At 42.5% G+C, this 17085-nt stretch carries 17 protein-coding genes; 2 read left to right on the top strand and 15 right to left on the bottom strand.

Annotated features, from left to right (window positions below; genetic code table 11):
* Positions 1-36: 36 nt before the first annotated feature.
* The 13 genes from H6F52_RS03730 to H6F52_RS03790 form a co-directional block, all read right to left on the bottom strand.
* Positions 37-792, bottom strand: a complete 756-nt coding sequence (locus H6F52_RS03730; protein WP_190411518.1) for a TIGR04283 family arsenosugar biosynthesis glycosyltransferase — start codon at positions 790-792, stop codon at positions 37-39.
* Positions 793-872: 80 nt separating this feature from the next.
* The gene (locus H6F52_RS03735) at positions 873-1763 is read right to left on the bottom strand and encodes a M48 family metalloprotease (protein WP_190531990.1); all 891 of its coding nucleotides are present in this window, start codon (positions 1761-1763) and stop codon (positions 873-875) included.
* Between the two features lie 222 nt (positions 1764-1985).
* Positions 1986-3110 (bottom strand): nucleotidyltransferase family protein, encoded by a 1125-nt coding sequence (locus H6F52_RS03740; RefSeq protein WP_190531992.1) that lies wholly within the window; start codon positions 3108-3110, stop codon positions 1986-1988.
* A 45-nt stretch (positions 3111-3155) separates the two neighbouring features.
* Positions 3156-4082, bottom strand: a complete 927-nt coding sequence (locus tag H6F52_RS03745) for an SMP-30/gluconolactonase/LRE family protein (RefSeq protein ID WP_190531994.1) — start codon at positions 4080-4082, stop codon at positions 3156-3158.
* 28 nt (positions 4083-4110) lie between these two features.
* Positions 4111-4989, bottom strand: coding sequence for an SDR family oxidoreductase (locus H6F52_RS03750; protein WP_190531997.1), 879 nt, complete (start codon positions 4987-4989; stop codon positions 4111-4113).
* A 2-nt stretch (positions 4990-4991) separates the two neighbouring features.
* The gene (locus tag H6F52_RS03755; RefSeq protein WP_190531999.1) at positions 4992-5711 is read right to left on the bottom strand and encodes a glycosyltransferase family A protein; all 720 of its coding nucleotides are present in this window, start codon (positions 5709-5711) and stop codon (positions 4992-4994) included.
* 179 nt (positions 5712-5890) lie between these two features.
* Positions 5891-6601 (bottom strand): glycosyltransferase, encoded by a 711-nt coding sequence (locus tag H6F52_RS03760; protein WP_190532001.1) that lies wholly within the window; start codon positions 6599-6601, stop codon positions 5891-5893.
* A gap of 20 nt (positions 6602-6621) precedes the next feature.
* Complete coding sequence (locus H6F52_RS03765) at positions 6622-7392, bottom strand: glycosyltransferase family A protein (RefSeq protein WP_190532003.1); 771 nt, start codon at positions 7390-7392, stop codon at positions 6622-6624.
* Positions 7393-7395: 3 nt separating this feature from the next.
* A complete protein-coding gene (locus tag H6F52_RS03770; protein ID WP_190532005.1) occupies positions 7396-8478 on the bottom strand; it encodes a serine kinase in 1083 nt (360 codons plus the stop codon).
* A 107-nt stretch (positions 8479-8585) separates the two neighbouring features.
* A complete protein-coding gene (locus tag H6F52_RS03775; protein ID WP_190532007.1) occupies positions 8586-9047 on the bottom strand; it encodes a PqqD family protein in 462 nt (153 codons plus the stop codon).
* A gap of 309 nt (positions 9048-9356) precedes the next feature.
* Positions 9357-10604 (bottom strand): nucleotidyltransferase family protein, encoded by a 1248-nt coding sequence (locus H6F52_RS03780; RefSeq protein ID WP_190532009.1) that lies wholly within the window; start codon positions 10602-10604, stop codon positions 9357-9359.
* A gap of 459 nt (positions 10605-11063) precedes the next feature.
* Positions 11064-11399 (bottom strand): carbon dioxide-concentrating mechanism protein CcmK, encoded by a 336-nt coding sequence (locus H6F52_RS03785; RefSeq protein WP_190411529.1) that lies wholly within the window; start codon positions 11397-11399, stop codon positions 11064-11066.
* 214 nt (positions 11400-11613) lie between these two features.
* On the bottom strand, positions 11614-11925 hold the full coding sequence (locus H6F52_RS03790; RefSeq protein ID WP_190411530.1) for a carbon dioxide-concentrating mechanism protein CcmK: 312 nt from the start codon (positions 11923-11925) through the stop codon (positions 11614-11616).
* A 323-nt stretch (positions 11926-12248) separates the two neighbouring features.
* On the opposite strand from H6F52_RS03790, the gene ubiG reads away from it, so the two are divergent.
* The gene (gene ubiG, locus H6F52_RS03795; protein WP_190532011.1) at positions 12249-13004 is read left to right on the top strand and encodes a bifunctional 2-polyprenyl-6-hydroxyphenol methylase/3-demethylubiquinol 3-O-methyltransferase UbiG; all 756 of its coding nucleotides are present in this window, start codon (positions 12249-12251) and stop codon (positions 13002-13004) included.
* Positions 13005-13089: 85 nt separating this feature from the next.
* Here the strand turns inward: ubiG and H6F52_RS03800 are convergent, their stop codons facing one another.
* Positions 13090-13944, bottom strand: coding sequence for a rhodanese-like domain-containing protein (locus H6F52_RS03800; RefSeq protein WP_190532013.1), 855 nt, complete (start codon positions 13942-13944; stop codon positions 13090-13092).
* 129 nt (positions 13945-14073) lie between these two features.
* A complete protein-coding gene (locus H6F52_RS03805) occupies positions 14074-14955 on the bottom strand; it encodes an alpha/beta hydrolase (protein ID WP_190532015.1) in 882 nt (293 codons plus the stop codon).
* 194 nt (positions 14956-15149) lie between these two features.
* Between H6F52_RS03805 and H6F52_RS03810 the strand changes: the two genes are divergently transcribed.
* Entirely contained in the window at positions 15150-17021 is a 1872-nt protein-coding gene (locus H6F52_RS03810; protein WP_190532017.1) for a tetratricopeptide repeat protein, read from the top strand.
* Positions 17022-17085: the final 64 nt, after the last annotated feature.

The following is a 17085-nucleotide window of genomic DNA, read 5'->3' on the forward strand; positions in this document are numbered from 1 at the left end:
ATGGGAAATTAAACAGATTCTATAACTAATAACGAATTAGCGAATTTCCTCATAAAACTTTTTCAGGTAAGTTGCTTCAACGCCGATACCCCAAAGAAAGCCGATGTAGAGATATATCGCGGTAGCCTTCAGCGAACCCCATTTTGCCACACGGCGATCGCTACTTTGCACAACTCGATTCACTTGACGAATCCGACCTCGTTGCACCAACTTCAGGCACAAATCCGCTTCCTCCATAATTGGCAATGCCGGATCAAATCCGCCACATTTCCAGAAATCGGCGCGACGACAAAACATCACCTGATCGCCAAATAACAATCGCAACCCCTGAAAAAACAAACGAGGTCGGAAAAGCAGCGGCGCGTAGTAAGTTTTGAGGTAATTATGCAGCGAAACTCCCCAGCGCGTCGTCTGGGAACCTGTCATCAAAGAAATAAACCCGCCGCCAGCAACAGATGGATCGGCTAAAGTTTGCTCAACCACTGCCACAAAATCATCTGGAACCGAAGTATCTGCGTGTAAGAAGCACAGGATATCTCCCGTCGCCGCCTCTGCGCCTCGGTTCATCTGCACTGAACGTCCGCGAACATCACAACAGAGGACACGCGCTTGAGATGACGGGGCGATCGCTTGTAAGATCCGCTGGGCGATCGCAACTGTCTCATCGTCACTTCCCCCATCTACCACCAGCACTTCCCAAGCTGGAGGATCTAGCAAATTCAACTGGCGCAGCGTGCGTTCCAAGCACGTCGCCTCATTCAGCGTGGGAATAATAATCGAAACGCGAGACATCTCCGGTTTAGCATCCTCATTCAATAAAAAACCGGCGTTACCACCGGCTAAAATCAAGCATCACCAGCACTGCTTGCACATTATGCGATCGCTGGAGTCATTTGCTTTTGTTGCTTTTGTTGCTGAGCCAATTCTACGAGACGACGAATCCGATCCTCAGTCGGGGGATGGGTACGGAAAAGAGATTGCAACCCTTTTGTCGAGATAGGATTGACAATCAGTAGCGGCGACATCGTGGGATTGCCGTTCATCGGAATCTGATGACCCATTGCCTCAAGCTTCTCCAACGCACTGGCAAGCGCCAAAGGATTCCCCGTGATTTCAGCCGAACCCAAGTCAGCAGAATACTCCCTGGTGCGGGAAATCGCAAACTGGATTAGCGCCGCAGTAATAGGAGCCAAAACGATTAGAAACAAGGCACCCAAAGCGTTTCCACCTCGGCGGTCATCGCGGGTGACAGGGCCGTAGAGCGCTCCCAAAGTGAGAATCCGTCCGACAAAAGTAATCGCTCCAGCGATGGTGCCTACAACTGCCTGAGTTAAAGTGTCGCGGTTTTTGACGTGGGTAAGTTCGTGAGCCAAAACACCTTCAAGTTCTTCGCGGGAGAGTAATTCTATAATCCCTTGAGTCACTGCCACAGAAGCATGATCCGGATCTCGTCCGGTTGCAAAAGCATTGGGGGATTTGGTTGGCACTAAAAACAGTTTCGGCATGGGAATCCCCGCCTTTTGGCTCAAAGAAGCTACCATATCGTAGAGTTCTGGAGCCTCCTGACGCTCTAGCGGTTGGGCGCGATACGCCATCAAAGCGGCTTGGTCAGAATAGTACCAGGAGCTAAAACTACTGAATGCAGCAAAAGCCAGACCTAAATATAGCCCCTGCTCGTTGCCGACCAGATAATAGCCACCCAGAACCAGAAGACCGCTGAGGAGTCCCAGCAATGCTGCTGTCTTGATTTGATTTCCAATCATGATTATTAGAAAGCAGTTGTTGAGAATTTTCTTTATTTGTTCTTAAGTTCTCAGATTCTGGAGTGTCTAGGCTCTATCTCATGTATGAAACTTGCCTCTTCCGGCTGGTAGGGAAATGTGTAAAGGGCTTTAGGAGACGCTTATAGTTATCTGCTAGTGCATTGATGGCGATCGCTTCTACCCTGGTTGTCTTCATCTCTTTTCAGGTGAAAGCGATCGCGATTACCAAACGAGCCTTTTTATACCCCGAATCATTGCTTGCAATGGAACTTCCCATAAATGTTCTAAACCCCAGATATATTGTAGATATCTGGGAAAACCTAAAAATTCTAATTTAGAATTATCCGTATTTACTGCTCTTGAATATTGTATATATCTCATTATCAAACCCTCGGAAAATGATTTTCTTTTTCTACTCGTGAGCTGATATTCGCTGCACTCAAATTTAGAAACGGGTATACTCTGTACTTCTTGTAAAATCGACAGAGGGATTGGGGAATATAGGATTTTATGTAATTTTGTCAGTATATTTTGTATGGGCAAAATTAAGCGATATTTTTGTGCCAGAGTTACCAGTCGGTTCCAATCAATTTCTGCTTGGTATGAGTTGAGAAGTATTGCGGCATCAGCTAGCCTACTAATTGGAAAAACAAAATTACTCATTCCTCCATATACACAAACGTACAATAGCTGATCGGTAGGATTTAAAACATAAGTTGATAAGTCATCCAGCTTGGTTAATATCGCACTATCCCAAAAATATTTTTCAGCATCTTCTTGAAAACCATCTGCGAACAGATGCCAGCGAAGATTAAACTGTTGTTTTAATTCATTGTCAAATCCTAGAGTATGAGAGAAGGGCGTAATTGTAACTGGTATTTTTCCTTTGGCTCTCCAGCCAATTTTTTGTAACAGACTTACGGCTGCTAAAGCATCTGCTGGATGAACTAAAAAATCAAAATTATGTATCATTCGTGAGCCATAATCTTTGTAATAATGTATATTCAAAGCTGCATCCTTGAGCAGCATTGTTGTGATACCATCATTCTGAAAACAACTGATAATAGCTGCGACTTGTTGAAACAAAACTTGGGTTTCACACCATGTGCGTCGGTAAACTCCCTTTAGTCTTGCCATATGCAGATCCGTCACGCCATGTGCGGATAAGTTGCGATAAAGTAAAGGCAGCAATCGATAGGATTCTACATCGAGATTCTCAATATCGGCAGATGCTTTCCATTGATTCCAAGAATCAATTGCCTCTTCTCCCTGCAACAGTGCTGCCCGCAAAAGCAATTTTTGCTCGGAATTAAGCCAGTCACAGCTATCCTTATTATATAGATTCATTTTACGCATCTTTTGTAATTGAAAATTTTAAACGATGGTAATCAATTAAGGCACTTTGATGCCTGGAACATTTACTCGAATTTTGTAAACAGAAGTGCCAGCAGTAATATAAAGACTTTGCAAATCATCATCTCCCCAAGCACAATTCGCTGGCACCTCCGGAGTCACAATTGTTCCCAAATGATTCCCTTCTGGATCAAAAACCCACACGCCTCCTGCACCTGTGCAGTAGAGATGTCCTTGCACGTCTACTTTCATCCCATCGGGTAAACCAGGTTTCTTACCATTCATCTTGTAAAAGATGCGACTGTTGGCAAGTTTACCGTCAGCTTGAACATCGAACACGCGAATATGACGGCGTTCAGAATCGTCGATATAAAGCTTTTTTTCATCCGGTGAAAATGCTAGTCCATTGGGTTTATCAAAATCGTCGGCTACGACAATAATTTCTTTGCCATCAGGCGAGAGGCGGGAAACCCCCTGGATTGGTTGTTCCTGCTGTTCGGGTTTGATGCCATAAGGCGGATCTGTGAAGTAGATAGAACCGTCACTTTTCACGACAATATCATTAGGACTATTCAGTTTATTACCTTGAAATTTATCAGCTAAGACGGTAATCGAACCATCTTTTTCGGTGCGGGTGGCGCGGCGCGTTCCGTGTTCACAAGCAATGAGTCGTCCTTGCTTATCTCTAGTCAAACCATTGGAATTATGGCTAGTCTTTCTAAAGACTGTTACGTCACTACTGGGAGTCAGTTTAAAGATTTTGTTAGCTGGAATATCACTAAAGAGGAGATACTTTTCTTCAGCAAACCAAATAGGGCCTTCTGTAAATTCAAATCCCGTAGCCACACGCTCAACAGTTGCATTTTTAGGGAAAAGACTTTTAACTGCTTGACATTTCGCCTCCAAGTGCCCTGAAAATAAGTGTTTTTCTACTTTTCTTTTTACCCAATTTATGATATGAAACATTTGGTTTTCTTTAAAATAACAAGCTTTTTTATTGATTCAGATATTCGGCATAACGATGATTATATAATGACAACCCAGCATCGATTTTGAGAACGGTTCCAGTCGTAAATTTTGAAAAATAGTCGGAGGCTAGGTAAACAGCAGCCCGACCAATATAACAAGGATTGATTGAACTGTTATGCAGCGGAGTATAGCTGTGACGGAGGGAGTTTCCTTGCTCATCTTCCGCTACCCAGCCGGGAGCGATTCCGTTAACTTTTACCCCAGAAGTTGCCAATTCTAGAGCCAATTCTTTGATAATCATTCCTAATGCAGCTTTTGAGGAGCTGTAACTAGGCCAACGTACAAGTTCCCATTGGTGAATAGACGTGATATATATAATCGAGCCATGAATGCGATGATTAACCATCATTTGAGAAATAAGCTTTGTGAGATACATTGGCCCGAAAACATTGGTATTAAAGGTTTTATGCCATTCTCCTAAATCAAGGTTTTTTATCTGGCTCGTCTCAAATTGGATTCCCACATTGTTGACAAGAACATCAATATTTATTTTGTTTTCTAATAAATAATTGCATAAATAATCGTTATCTTCAGTCTTAGAAATATCTGACACAAAGGCTCTTGACTTAACTGGATAGCAACTTAATTCTTTTTCTAAATTTTCACATCCTTCCCGAACTAGGTCAGTGAAGAAAATGTTTGCGCCTTGTTTTGCCATTTCAAGAGCAATACTTCTGCCAATATTTCTGGCTGCTCCAGTTATCAGAACATTTTTTCCAGCTAAAAGCTGATTATCGATAACTACCGAAGGCTCTGTTGCTGGTTTTGTAACTACCAACTTTGGAGCTGTGGGCGGATTCACGAAGGCTGTTAAGGCAGCTTTGAGGCGAGTTTTCAAACTCATATTTATTGAGAAAATGAAGAATTATTTTCTGGCAAAGTTGCGGCGCGGCGTCGGTCGAGTGAAGCTTTAATCAGCCGGACATAATCAGTCCGCGCTTCACGCTGGCGAATGCTCAGATTGGTTTCGTGCAACCGCCGTGACATCAAGAGGTCTGGTAACATCTTTTCACGCAATCCCAGCTCTGTTGCACGCGCATACCAACTGATAAATTCTCCCATTTGTAAGTTGGTTTCAAATTTTCCTACCCGAAGAAAAGCTTCCCGTTTAAGCAGCATGGTTCCAGGGTGATATCCCGCCATTAATTCAGGAGGACAGTATATTTTATTCTTGATGCTTTCATCTAATTCGGGACTATGAAACTGGTGAACGTGTCCGAAGACTATATCAATATCGGGTTCGCTCTCAAAAACCTGCATTTGACAAGTCAATTTATCTTTGACCCAAAAATCATCTGCATCGAGAAAAGCAAAGAAACTTCCTTGCGCTAATTCTGTGCCATAATTTCGGGCAGCACCAGCACCGCTTTGGGATTGGGAATAGTACCGCACTGATGAGGCAAAGCGCTTTGCTACTTCTGCACTGTTATCCGTTGAACCATCATCTACTACAATGATTTCCAGTGGCTGATAAGTTTGAGCTAGTACGCTTTCAATCGCTTCAGCCAGATAGCGATCGCAATTATAGACAGGGATAATAACGCTAACTAAAAAAGAATTATTCATTCTTAATCAAAGTCTTTCTTTCTAATTTAAGTTGCAATATCTTTAAATAAATCCATTGAATTGAATCTTTTTGATGTTTTTCATTTGCAAAAGTTTAAGCAGATTCTAGTAAATCTACACTTTTGAAAAAAGTATTTGGGTTTTATAAAACTCTGTTGGCTCTAAATAATGCGATCGCTTCATTGTTGAATTGCATCTTTTTTAATTTTGGCACGACGTTGACGATTAACAGATTGCTTAAGTATCTGCAATAATTCTTGATTGTTTATCTCAGCATTGGATGAGAGATTTTGGGTGTGAACTCGTTTATATAGAAAAACTTCGGGGATAACAGCCATAGGTATATTTTCATCTTTGGCTCTAGCAAACCAATCGACATCGCTAGCAATCACCAGGTCAGTATTAAATTTACCAATTGAATTTAGTAGGGATTTACGCACTATTAAAGTTCCAGGAATAGGCCCAACAATATCTTTGTCTAATAGGTCTTTCTTGAAACCTAAGGGAATAGGACATTCTGGTTCTAAAATGAACCTAAACTTAGCGATCGCATATTGAATTGTTGGATTGTTGATAAGGTAATCAACCTGAAGACTTAATTTATTGGGTGTCCATACATCATCGTGGTCAAGAAAAGCAATAAATTCTCCTTTCGCAGCCTCAATCCCAAGATTCCAAGCGTCAGCAAGGCCCTGACCAGCTTGCCAAATATAGCGAACTCGTTCATAAGACTTGGCAAATTTTTCAGTATTATCTGTTGATTTACCATCAACAACAATAATTTCATAGTCTTCATAAGTTTGCGATAGAACGCTTTCGATAGCATCTGCTAATCGATGTTCTCCATTCTTGACAGCAATAATTACACTGACTAGCGGTAAATATTCCATTATATTATTCTTTGAGGATTTTACATTATTTTAGGAATTTCAGGAGAAGTGCCAAGGTACTCATTAATTGGCATATCTAATAAAGAAGCCATTTGAGAATTCCCTCGTTTTCGACACCGATCTAAATGTTTTTTGAAAATCCTTACAAATCCAAGCTCGACTAAGTTTTTTCCAACGGTCATGTTATCTTCGTGCTTGCGATAAAACAAACTAACCCGTTCTAATACAACTTTTGAAATCCCATTTTCCCACGCTCGAATAAACCAATCGACATCTTCAGCATAGTTAAGTGTTTCATCAAATAAGCCAATTTTATCAAAAACTAACCTCCGATAAATTGCGCTTCCTAAATTTATATAGCTATAAGGATTGTAAGCAGGTTCAAAAAGGGGCTGATTGTTCGTTGTAATTTGACATAGCTTCATTTGTTGAATTAATCCCTGGACAATCTCTACTGAGGGGTTATCTACTAAATAACCTACTTGCAGTTTCAGTTTATCTTCTGACCATAAATCGTCAACATCTAAAAAAGCGATTGCATCCCCTTTCGCTATACTTAAAACACGGTTACGAGCCGCTGCTGGACCGCTGTTATCCTGATAAACATAGCGGATACTATTTTTGAATTGTGCTGCTACTTCCGCTGTTCCATCAGTTGATCCATCATCAACAATGATAATTTCTAAAGGCTGATATTCTTGAGTTTTTACATTAAAGATTACTTCCGATAAAAATTTTTCTCCGTTGTAAACAGGGATAATAACGCTAACGAACAATTGGCGGTTTTCCATTGGCTATCGATTGGAAATAAGGTTTAAAATTACTTCAGGAATTTGCCCTAAATCGGTGCCAAGTTCTAAGTAATAACAAGGAAGCTGGCTAACGATTTTCATCATCATCTGGCAAGCTTCCTTGCCAGCACCCGGTAGTTGTAGGATGGTACTTGGTACAAGTGATGCTAAGGCTGCTGCCGATGAGGTGGCTGTTAACTTAGTATCTGTTTCCCCAGTAATGCGTGGAATTAAAATTCCTCGAAGGGGAAAACTGGGCAAGATTTTTTCGGGAAAATGGTCGTTGATGAAATAAAGCGCTTTTTCCGAATCTAAGCGATCGCTATTGCTAATTGCCTTAGCGAGAAACGGCAATCTTTGAACATCATCGGCATTTTTTTTGCCAGTGCTGTAAATGCTAAAAACAGTTGGAGTGGGGTCGGATGCAATCAAACTATAGTCGTCGCTGGCATAGAAAAGCTCAGAGTTAAGGCAGGTTAAAGCTGTAGTTGATTTACCAGACCCCCCTTTTCCCACTAGCAACACGCCGCCACTTGGCATTCCAACTGCACCCGCATGAACCAGTTGCAGTCCCCGCTTACTCATCCAGACGTTAAAAATTGTCCGTAGGGGAGAACCTGCTTCCCAGTAAGGAAGTTGTTCGGTTGTCTCAACCCAATAGATTCCCAGGTTGCGATCGCTATCTAAAATACTTAACGCAAACGCTCCCCATTGGAAACTGGTATGAATGCGCTCATTAGTAAACCCGATAATTTCCCCACGCTTTGGATGATGATGATTTATTTGCCAAGGTGGAGGTGGCATTACGGTGTTTGTCGAGGCGCTATCCCACAAACAAACTGTCAGCGCTGGATCTGAAACGGGTTCTGTAGCTAAATGTCCTAAAGCAGGTGTCATGTAGGAAATTAAAGCTGAACCAGCAAAACGCAACCGAATTTTAAACCCGCCTAAGCAATAAAAACGGTCAATAGAACCAGATGCAGCCTCAGCTTTTTCGTATAATTCATAAACCGTATTAAAAAAGGCTAAAGGGTCTTTCGCTTCTGTTTTAGTGGCAATCTCAGATGCCAACTCGTTAGTCATCATGTTGAAAAAACTTAAGGAATTAGCTGAAACCTAGGGGCAAATCCTGACGGCTGCCCCTTCCCAATACACCTTGAAGCTGCTGATAATGATGCCAAATGCTGATTTAATCAGGCTTCAACTTTAACATTAGGCCAGCCCACCACCTCATTCACTTCGTGAATGGGGTCTAAAGCTAGCAATTCTTCCATATCTGTATATTTTTCTAAAGTTGGGGGTGAAAAGCTGAGCTTTTCAGGATTGTCGTTTGTGGTGCTTGGTGCGCTGTCTATATTTAAATTTTTAGGATCTTCTGTGCTATCGAGAGTAATGAGTTCTTCTTGCTGCAATCTGGCAATAAAATCATTGACAGTATTTTCAATAATTTGGCGATCGCCATCGTAGCACTGGATTATTTTTTGGATAATATTGCTTTTGGAAGTACCTTTAATAAGTTCTTCCCAAATATCAGCTCCAACTTTTACTAAGCTATAATAATCTCCCTTATCTAAGTTGACGATTACAACTTCACCATCAATCGTTTCGTGGACAACTTTAGGAGCATTCGCCTTAAATATCTCTGAATGATTCATGATTTTTTTGCTATACTACCAAGCTTTGTTTCGCTTTTCTTAACCCTAAGCTAACCTTGAGATATTCTAATGTCAAGGTATAACTAATTAGGTTTATTACTAAACTTATAGACTTTATAATGATTCCGCTTATATTATAAATTAACGATTTTAAATAATATTAGTTATTACAAAATACATATTATGAGCTTTTGATTTAGTTTAAATTTAAAGCTCATAATATGTATCCGGTTTAAAATTGAAAAAGATTTATTCCTTACTTACTACCATTTTGATTAAGGAATAAATTTTATAGTTTAAGCATGAAAATTATAATTTTTTTTTACTCACCTTGAATCTTTTTAATATTTGCTCTCCTATTAGCCTGAGTGGTCGCAGCAAATAGTAAAGGAAAGCTGGAAATTCCGCCAAGGGTAGTAGCAACCAGTCGGTAGTAGTCGGCGTGATTGCTAATTTCAGAGAATACCGCACCCTGTCAATTAGGCGTTCTCTGGCTTTTAAATGGAAGCGGGTGGTTGTCCCGTCTTTAACAGATCCGTCCGACGAACGGAAAAGCTGTTCGCATACTTCAGCCGCCAGCAATTCTACCGTTGGGTCAGCCTGAATCTTTTGCCAAACATCATCTGGCAGGGCAGTTCCTAGAAGACGATGTGCCAGCCTTAAACCTATAAACAACATTCGCTGACCGCCCTTGGCGCTAGCTTGCTGCATCAGTTTGACCCAATCTAGCTGCGGATGGCTGCGGATAAGTTCGGCTACGTCGCAGATTCTTGCCAGTTGCGTCCAACAGTCTTTGGTTCCGTGTCCGCAAATCGTTAGCAACGAATTCTCTGGCGAGAGGTTGGGAACTGTCGTTCCAGCAATGGAGACTGGCTCCAGGTCATCCCACAATTCTTTAGAATCGATGGGAAAAGAAAAATACTTTGGCATTACTCCCCAGTGCAGTTCCACCAACACTCCTTTCTGGTGGTTTCTAAATGGATAGGCGGCTTCGCGTACAAATTGATGAATATGAGGCGAAGTCACAAAAGCCGCTTCCTGTTCTTGAGTCACTTCGATGCGCTCGATTTTCATCTGGTATCCTTGAGACAAAAACAGCGCCTTTGCCCTTTCGATGTCTCTTTCTTGCACCAGAATGTCTAAATCCCAGAACTGTCTTCTCAACAAATTACCGTAGGCAGAAGCGGCTAATACTGGCCCTTTGAAAGGTAGAACCGGAATTCCTTGTGCTTCAAATAGATTTACGAGTCTAACCAGTTCGCCGCTCAAAAATAGGCTGCGTCGCGTGAGGGTTTGAAAATCAGCCCGCAACTTAGCCAGAATATTCTTCGGAACCGCTTCCGGACAGGTGCTGTTTAGGTTCCAATACAAAAGTGGCATCACCCTATGCTCAGTCGCCATTTGCATCAGTTCTGCCCAATCTATATGATTTTCCTGGAGTAAAGTGACTAGCCGCTCAACTCTTTCCAATTCCATCCGAGTACTGGCACAGATTAGCAGCACTTCGATTTCAGGGCGAGTACCTACCGATGAAGCTTTAGCAAGTAATGTTTGCAATATCTGGCTCCACTAATTTAGCTAAGTCTGGTAGTAATATTCACAATTCATCAATTTTTATATACAACTACGGCATTATTTGTATAGTTCTGATAAAAATATAGGGAATTTTAGTAAAGATTTAGTAATTTCTAGTTTTTGTCAGTATTTGTACGATGCTAGCGTCACGAAATTTTCACGAGACGAGAAACTCCAAATTTTAGAACCCTGACGAATCAAGGGTTTAAGAAATTACCTTTAGGGTGAGGTGAAAAACGAACATCATTAACCACTTGTAAGAGAGATGTTTTCTCCGGTTTAAAGGGAAAGTGAGTCTTATTCAAAAAATATTGCTAAAAAAACCCATTTTCTTGAAGAAAACGGGTTGTAACAGCAGCTATGATTTTGGACGCTCTCTTGCAGGCAGTCTTTCTACTCAGCAGGCGCTGCTTACGCGCCTTTCGCTAACAGATGTTTCCACTACCTGCGGACTATCGGCTGTTCGACAGCATCTCGGAACTGTTGCACGTCTTCAGTGAAGCCAATTGGCAGTACACTCACGACATTTTCATGGGGACGGGGAATAATCACCCAGGATTCTACAACGCCACCATAAACTTTTTCTACTGCGGCAATTCCCGCCTCCATTGAGGTTTTCACCTCTGAAACATCCCCCCGAATATTGACATTAAAACGGGCGCTACCAACTCGGATATATCCGACTAGGGTAACTCTTCCAGCTTTAACCATCGCATCTGCCGCTGCTAGGACAGCAGGAAAGCCTTTCGTTTCTATCGATCCAACTGCCTGTGGCATTGGCTATCTCCTGAATTTGAATTTAATTGAGTTACGTAGAGCTAAGAACTAATTGTACGAATTTTCGATGCACCTTTGGATGGAAATGCCCCTTGCCTTTACTTTCCCACTTTTTGACTTGACAAAAGACCAAACAATCGAGTAAACAAAATCCCAATAATTGCTGGGATAGCTGGCAATGTCTACTCGCAATTAAGTTCCGATTGTTAACCAACTACGACATACGGAACTGTTCAACTTTTTGGGTGAAATGAATGGGCATAACAGTTTCAACATTTTCCGTAGGATTGGGGATGATGTAGTGGGAGATCACTTGACCTCCGTAGACTGTCTCTGCGGCTTTAATCCCTGCCTCAACAGCGATGTTGACTTCAGAAACTTTTCCCCGAACGGAGACCATAAAGTTCCCTTTTTCTACAAGTGCATAATGAACCAGCGTGACTGCACCAGCTTTAACCATTGCGTCTGCTGCTGCTAGTACAGCTGGGAACCCTAACGTTTCAATCGTTCCCACTGCCTGTGGCATAAAATCAGCTCCTTGAGTCCCAGCAATATTCCCAGCAATATTTCATTGTACGAGGCTTGTGATAATATTTTTGATTTTAGATTATAAGATTTATGCTTCTGGAGACAAAGCGAGAAGCGTGGCTGCGGGCAGTATACGCTAGCTATTATCGCTCAGATGCAGCGAAGATAGCGATCGCTACCTTTCATAAAGGACATCCTACTAGATGCCGATAGGCTAGAAGTGGAATGATTGAGTTCGCAATGTCAGCATAATTTTCCCACTGAAGCAGCGACTAAAATTACCTTAGATGCGTTTGTCCTATCAACCTTCCCAGATACAGGATGCAAAACAAACACTTGAAAAAAAACGACTTAAAATTTTATGATTTGAGTGCAGATAGATGGTGGCAGGAAGATGAGAAAATCTATGCTCTCTATCATCTCAATCAACCCCGATTTGATTTTTTTGATCGCTATGTTTCAAATTGGCAGGGATTGCAAGCCTTAGATGTTGGATGTGGCGGCGGATTTACCTGCGAATTTATGGCGAAAAGAGGAGTAAAAGTCTCAGGAATCGATCAATCGGCTAAATGTATTCAACAAGCTCAAGATCACGCATCTCTAAGCGGACTTCAGATTGACTATCAACACGGATATTCTGAAAACCTCCCTTATCAAGCTAATACTTTTGATATTGTCGTTTGTGTTGATGTTTTAGAGCATATTGCAGATTTACGTCAGACACTTTCTGAAATTTATAGAATTTTAAAGCCAAACGGCTTGTTTCTATTTGACACAATTAATAAAACTTTCGCCTCCAAATTAATAATGATTTGGCTATTAGAAAATATTTTGCAGGAAATTCCTCGTGGTATTCACGATTGGAATAAGTTTATTGAGCCGCAAGAATTAACAAGCTTAATGCATAGCCAGGGATTTAACAGTATAGAAATTAAAGGGTTTAATATATTTGGTGAAAGCGTTTACCAAAACGTGCTTGCTTATATTCACTACAAAAAAACGGGCAAATTTCAAGTAGAAATTAGTAACAATACTTCAGTTATGTATATTGGTAAAGCAATAAAATTGCCTAAATAATTGCTGTTTATTATTGAATTTATGGGTAATCAAAAGAACCTTGATCATTTGTAAAATAGTTACTGATTTTGTTTAATTTATTTTCCTACTTTGGTTCAGATTCTAGAGGATAATGATTTTCTGGCGAAGCTGACCATTCCCACATTGAACCTGCATAGTTTTTTACATGATTAAATCCTGAATCAACAAGTACAGCCGTGAAGAAAGCTGAGCGGATGCCACCCGTACAATAAGTAATGATGGGAGTATGATGCTGAATTCCTAATCTTTCCAACTTATCAATAATCTGGTCGCGAGGCAGCAAATTCCCCTTGGCATCTTTCAAATCTTGGAAGTAGAAATGAACCGCACCAGGGAGATGTCCTCCCCGCTGTTCGCCGTAAGCCGGAGTTCCTGCATATTCCCTCGCTTCACGGGTATCAATAACAATCAAATCTTGGGATATCTCTTTAGCGGAAAGATTGGCTTTGAGTTCATCGCGCTGAATTTCCCATAAGGAAGTTCGCTGTACAAGAAAATCACCAGGTTTGGGTTGAGTCACTCCCCAAACAATCGGGACACCTGCTTTAACAAGTGCTGAATGTCCCCCATCGACAAAGACTGCTTGTGAATGTCCTAGCGTGCGTAACATCCAAACAATGCGCCCTTCTTCACCAAAATTGTGCGCTGGATTGCCAAGGACAACGACAGGTTGATTGTTACAAATGCCGACAGCGCGAAGTTTTTCTTGCAAAATTTCTGTATTCTCAATCAACTTTCCCTTATTCGGAGATTGTTGTTGCGAGAATTGCTGCCAAGTGACATGAACAGCACCAGAAATATGCCCAAGCAACCAGGAAATTGAATTGCGAACATCCAGAAGTGTCGCATTCAGCTTAATCAATTCCTTCGCTTCTTCTGCACTGACTACCCATCGATGGGCAAGAGAATCCTGATTCATAACTTTAACGCTACCCTGAAAACTCCTTTGCGTGCCTTTGCGCTAACCTTTGCGTACCTTTGCGTTAACAATAAATCCTACAATTACCTAAAAGCCAAAATATGCTTAGCGGTAATATAAATCCTACAATTACCTAAAAGCCAAAATATGCTTAGCGGTAATCTCTGGCTGTTCAAATTGAGGAACGTGCCCGCAATTCTCGATCCAAATGAGTTGAGAATGAGCGATCGCTCTCTTAAACCTCTCGGCATCGTCCGTACCCAACATATCATCCGCCTCTCCCCACAGAATCAGCGTCCGCTTATCGATTTGAGGAATTCTATCTGCCAAATTCCAGTAACCGCCACTTTTCATAAACGCGATGATTGCTTCGTGCCAACCGGGCATTTCCATGTGCAGCGCCGCACACCGAATCGCCTCAATAGCAGTCGGTTCCAAGTTGCCAAAAGTGCTGCCCCATAACAGCGCTTGGAGTTTGCGCTGACGCCAATATTCGACTGCCAGAAAATCTAAGGGAGGAAAGAGATAGGAGGCAAGCGGGAAGCTACCGCTGAAACCTACACTGTCAATTAACACCAGCTTTTTGACAGCGTGCGGGTAAGTGAGGGTGAAGTCAATTGCCGCTGCACCTCCCATCGAAGCGCCTACCAACATGACTGGCACTTGGATGTAAGTTTTCCAGAAGTAATACAGGTGCGTCTTGATAGCGTCGGGGTTATACAAAATTCCCTGCACTCGATCTGTAAAGCCAAATCCCAACAAATCTACCGTCCACGTTTCATTTTGGGCGGCGAGTAGTGGTAGCAAGCAGCGAAACTCCAGCACCGAACTATCAAAACCGGGTAGTAATAGAATTGGGGTGCCACCGTTCCCCTGATGGACGTAAGCTGTAGCTATCGGTTGTGGCGAGAGAGGAGTTTTAATCGCCTGACGTTCAATTTTTTGAGCAAGGGCGATGGATGCGGACTCGCGCAACTGCTGAACTTGGGAGGGTAGAAAATCGGCAAACATCAGCGTTAGTGTTTCTCCACACTTTGTAGTATGCGAACTCAGTAACTTATTCAGTACACTGCAAAGTAAATAAGTTATTTTCTTCTCTCTTAAAAAAGAAAAGCTTAACCCCTCTCCCTGCAAGAGAAGCGGCAGCAAAACAGGGGAGAAGCGAACCGAACAGTATTGCCTACAATTCCACTTAACCACTCCCCATGACAGACTCTCTGCCTTTGCGCGATCGCTATCTACAATTAATCGACCAAATTGTACAAACCACCCTCAAAGGGCAGATTCGCTCAAAAGAGCAGGTGTATAAAATGCTCGTCAAGGATGTGACTCCTGGCACGGGCGAAATTTTCGAGCGAGTTTTGGAAGAAACCTTAAGCGCCACCCAGCAACAGGTGGACACGCAAAAGGATGAAATGAAGCTTGCCAAGGCGACTCGTACCTTGAGGGCAATGCAGACGATTCGGGGAGAATGGGAACGGGCGCAGGAAAAAAATCGGGCGACGGATGCGATCGCGACCGCTGTTCAACAAATTATCGCTTCCCCACCAGACGACAAGCTAGCAGCTTTATTACGGGTTATCGACCCTAATTTAGCGCAAGCTTTGAACTTACCGCAGCTGGCATCTGCACTGAAGCAACAAGCGCCGGAAATTACCCATCCCGAACAAGATCGAGATGTGCAGCAACTTGCTGAAGGTCTTGCCCGTGGCTTGGAATCTTGGCAACGCCTGGAAGGGCACCTGGTAAGCTGGATCTACGACCAAAATCGCTCCTTAGGATTTGAAGGCACACCGGCGCAAAGTGGCCCTTGGGGAGTTTGGGAAAAACAAGTCAATAGCCCTTATCCTCAGGCATTATTCCACGCGCTTGCCCTCAACGAATCAGTAACCGAATTGGTCGCAAAACAACCGTCTGACTTGATTTCCTTCGTTGAGTTAGCAGTAATTTTGCAATACTTGCAGCGGGGGCTAGTGAACTGGTTTGACAAACTGGTTTACGACTCCAAAGTGGGCGCAAGGCTGTCGATTTCCACTTTTCTGACTTTTGCCGTGATTTGGTCGCAGTTAGCAAATGGCTTGAATCAGGCGACGATTCTCAATTCTACTTCGCGCGATCGCTTAGTGAATGGCTGTTTTCAAATTACCCTACAAATCCTTAGAACCTTTTCCCAGCGGCAATATTTCCCCCTCTACGGTGGCATTTTTGCCTCATTTTCCGGCGCATATCTTCGCACGACCCTTGACTACCTAGATGCACCGCTGCGACAAGTGGAAGGCACGCAAGAAAAAGCTCGGATTTTGACATTAATGGGTTATTCCCAGCGGGCGCAAGGTCGATATGCAGACGCGATCGCATTTCACGAGCAAGCCTTAGAAATCGCCAGAAATGCAGGCGATCGACCTTGTGAAATTGCCAATTTCAACCACCTCAGCCGCACCTGCGTCGCGCAAAAAAACTATGCCGAAGCCATCAGCTATAGCCAACGAGCATTAATTCTCTCTCGTCAGACGGGAGATAGATTAGGGGAAGCCAATGCCCTCGCCAATCTCGGCTACAGTGAAGTCTTCCAAGCTCAACAATTAGAACAAATAGAACCGGAAATTTACGAGACAGCCATCAACTATTTACAACAAGGATTGCAATTATCAGAACGAGTAGGGGATGGTCAAAGTAAAGCCCTTTGTTGCAGCAGCTTGGGAATTGCCTTGTTGATAGTAGAACAACCCCAAGAAGCAATTAAATACCTAGAATCTGGCTTACAAGCCGCTCAATTTTCCGGCGATTTATACCTGCAAGGACGAAACTTAGCTTACTTATCCGAAGCTCACTATAGTCTGCAAAACATCGATAAAACAATCCTTACAGGTAGCCTGGGAATGTATCTCCTAGAGCAAATTGCTGCTGAAGAGTGGCGGAAAACCGCTGGGTTACTCACCATCTTGCAAGGACAAATGGGAGCAGAAGCGTTCCAGAAAAAATTGCAACAATCGCGCCCACAAATCATCGCTCTCATCGGCGTCGATGGCTACGATTATATTCCCCAAATTTTAGAACAATACAAACAATCCATGTAACCATCTCCCCCGTCTTCCTTTGCGTACCTCTGCGCTAACCTTTGCGTATCTTTGCGTTAAAAAA

The sequence above is a fragment of the Coleofasciculus sp. FACHB-542 genome (genome assembly GCF_014695825.1).
Lineage (GTDB): Bacteria > Cyanobacteriota > Cyanobacteriia > Cyanobacteriales > FACHB-T130 > FACHB-T130.

Coding starts and splice junctions, on each gene's coding strand:
- H6F52_RS03730 (WP_190411518.1), bottom strand. CDS start 792: ATGTCTCGCGTTTCGATTATTATTCCCACGCTGAATGAGGCGACGTGC.
- H6F52_RS03735 (WP_190531990.1), bottom strand. CDS start 1,763: ATGATTGGAAATCAAATCAAGACAGCAGCATTGCTGGGACTCCTCAGC.
- H6F52_RS03740 (WP_190531992.1), bottom strand. CDS start 3,110: ATGAATCTATATAATAAGGATAGCTGTGACTGGCTTAATTCCGAGCAA.
- H6F52_RS03745 (WP_190531994.1), bottom strand. CDS start 4,082: ATGTTTCATATCATAAATTGGGTAAAAAGAAAAGTAGAAAAACACTTA.
- H6F52_RS03750 (WP_190531997.1), bottom strand. CDS start 4,989: ATGAGTTTGAAAACTCGCCTCAAAGCTGCCTTAACAGCCTTCGTGAAT.
- H6F52_RS03755 (WP_190531999.1), bottom strand. CDS start 5,711: ATGAATAATTCTTTTTTAGTTAGCGTTATTATCCCTGTCTATAATTGC.
- H6F52_RS03760 (WP_190532001.1), bottom strand. CDS start 6,601: ATGGAATATTTACCGCTAGTCAGTGTAATTATTGCTGTCAAGAATGGA.
- H6F52_RS03765 (WP_190532003.1), bottom strand. CDS start 7,392: ATGGAAAACCGCCAATTGTTCGTTAGCGTTATTATCCCTGTTTACAAC.
- H6F52_RS03770 (WP_190532005.1), bottom strand. CDS start 8,478: ATGATGACTAACGAGTTGGCATCTGAGATTGCCACTAAAACAGAAGCG.
- H6F52_RS03775 (WP_190532007.1), bottom strand. CDS start 9,047: ATGAATCATTCAGAGATATTTAAGGCGAATGCTCCTAAAGTTGTCCAC.
- H6F52_RS03785 (WP_190411529.1), bottom strand. CDS start 11,399: ATGCCACAGGCAGTTGGATCGATAGAAACGAAAGGCTTTCCTGCTGTC.
- H6F52_RS03790 (WP_190411530.1), bottom strand. CDS start 11,925: ATGCCACAGGCAGTGGGAACGATTGAAACGTTAGGGTTCCCAGCTGTA.
- ubiG (WP_190532011.1), top strand. CDS start 12,249: ATGCAAAACAAACACTTGAAAAAAAACGACTTAAAATTTTATGATTTG.
- H6F52_RS03800 (WP_190532013.1), bottom strand. CDS start 13,944: ATGAATCAGGATTCTCTTGCCCATCGATGGGTAGTCAGTGCAGAAGAA.
- H6F52_RS03805 (WP_190532015.1), bottom strand. CDS start 14,955: ATGTTTGCCGATTTTCTACCCTCCCAAGTTCAGCAGTTGCGCGAGTCC.
- H6F52_RS03810 (WP_190532017.1), top strand. CDS start 15,150: ATGACAGACTCTCTGCCTTTGCGCGATCGCTATCTACAATTAATCGAC.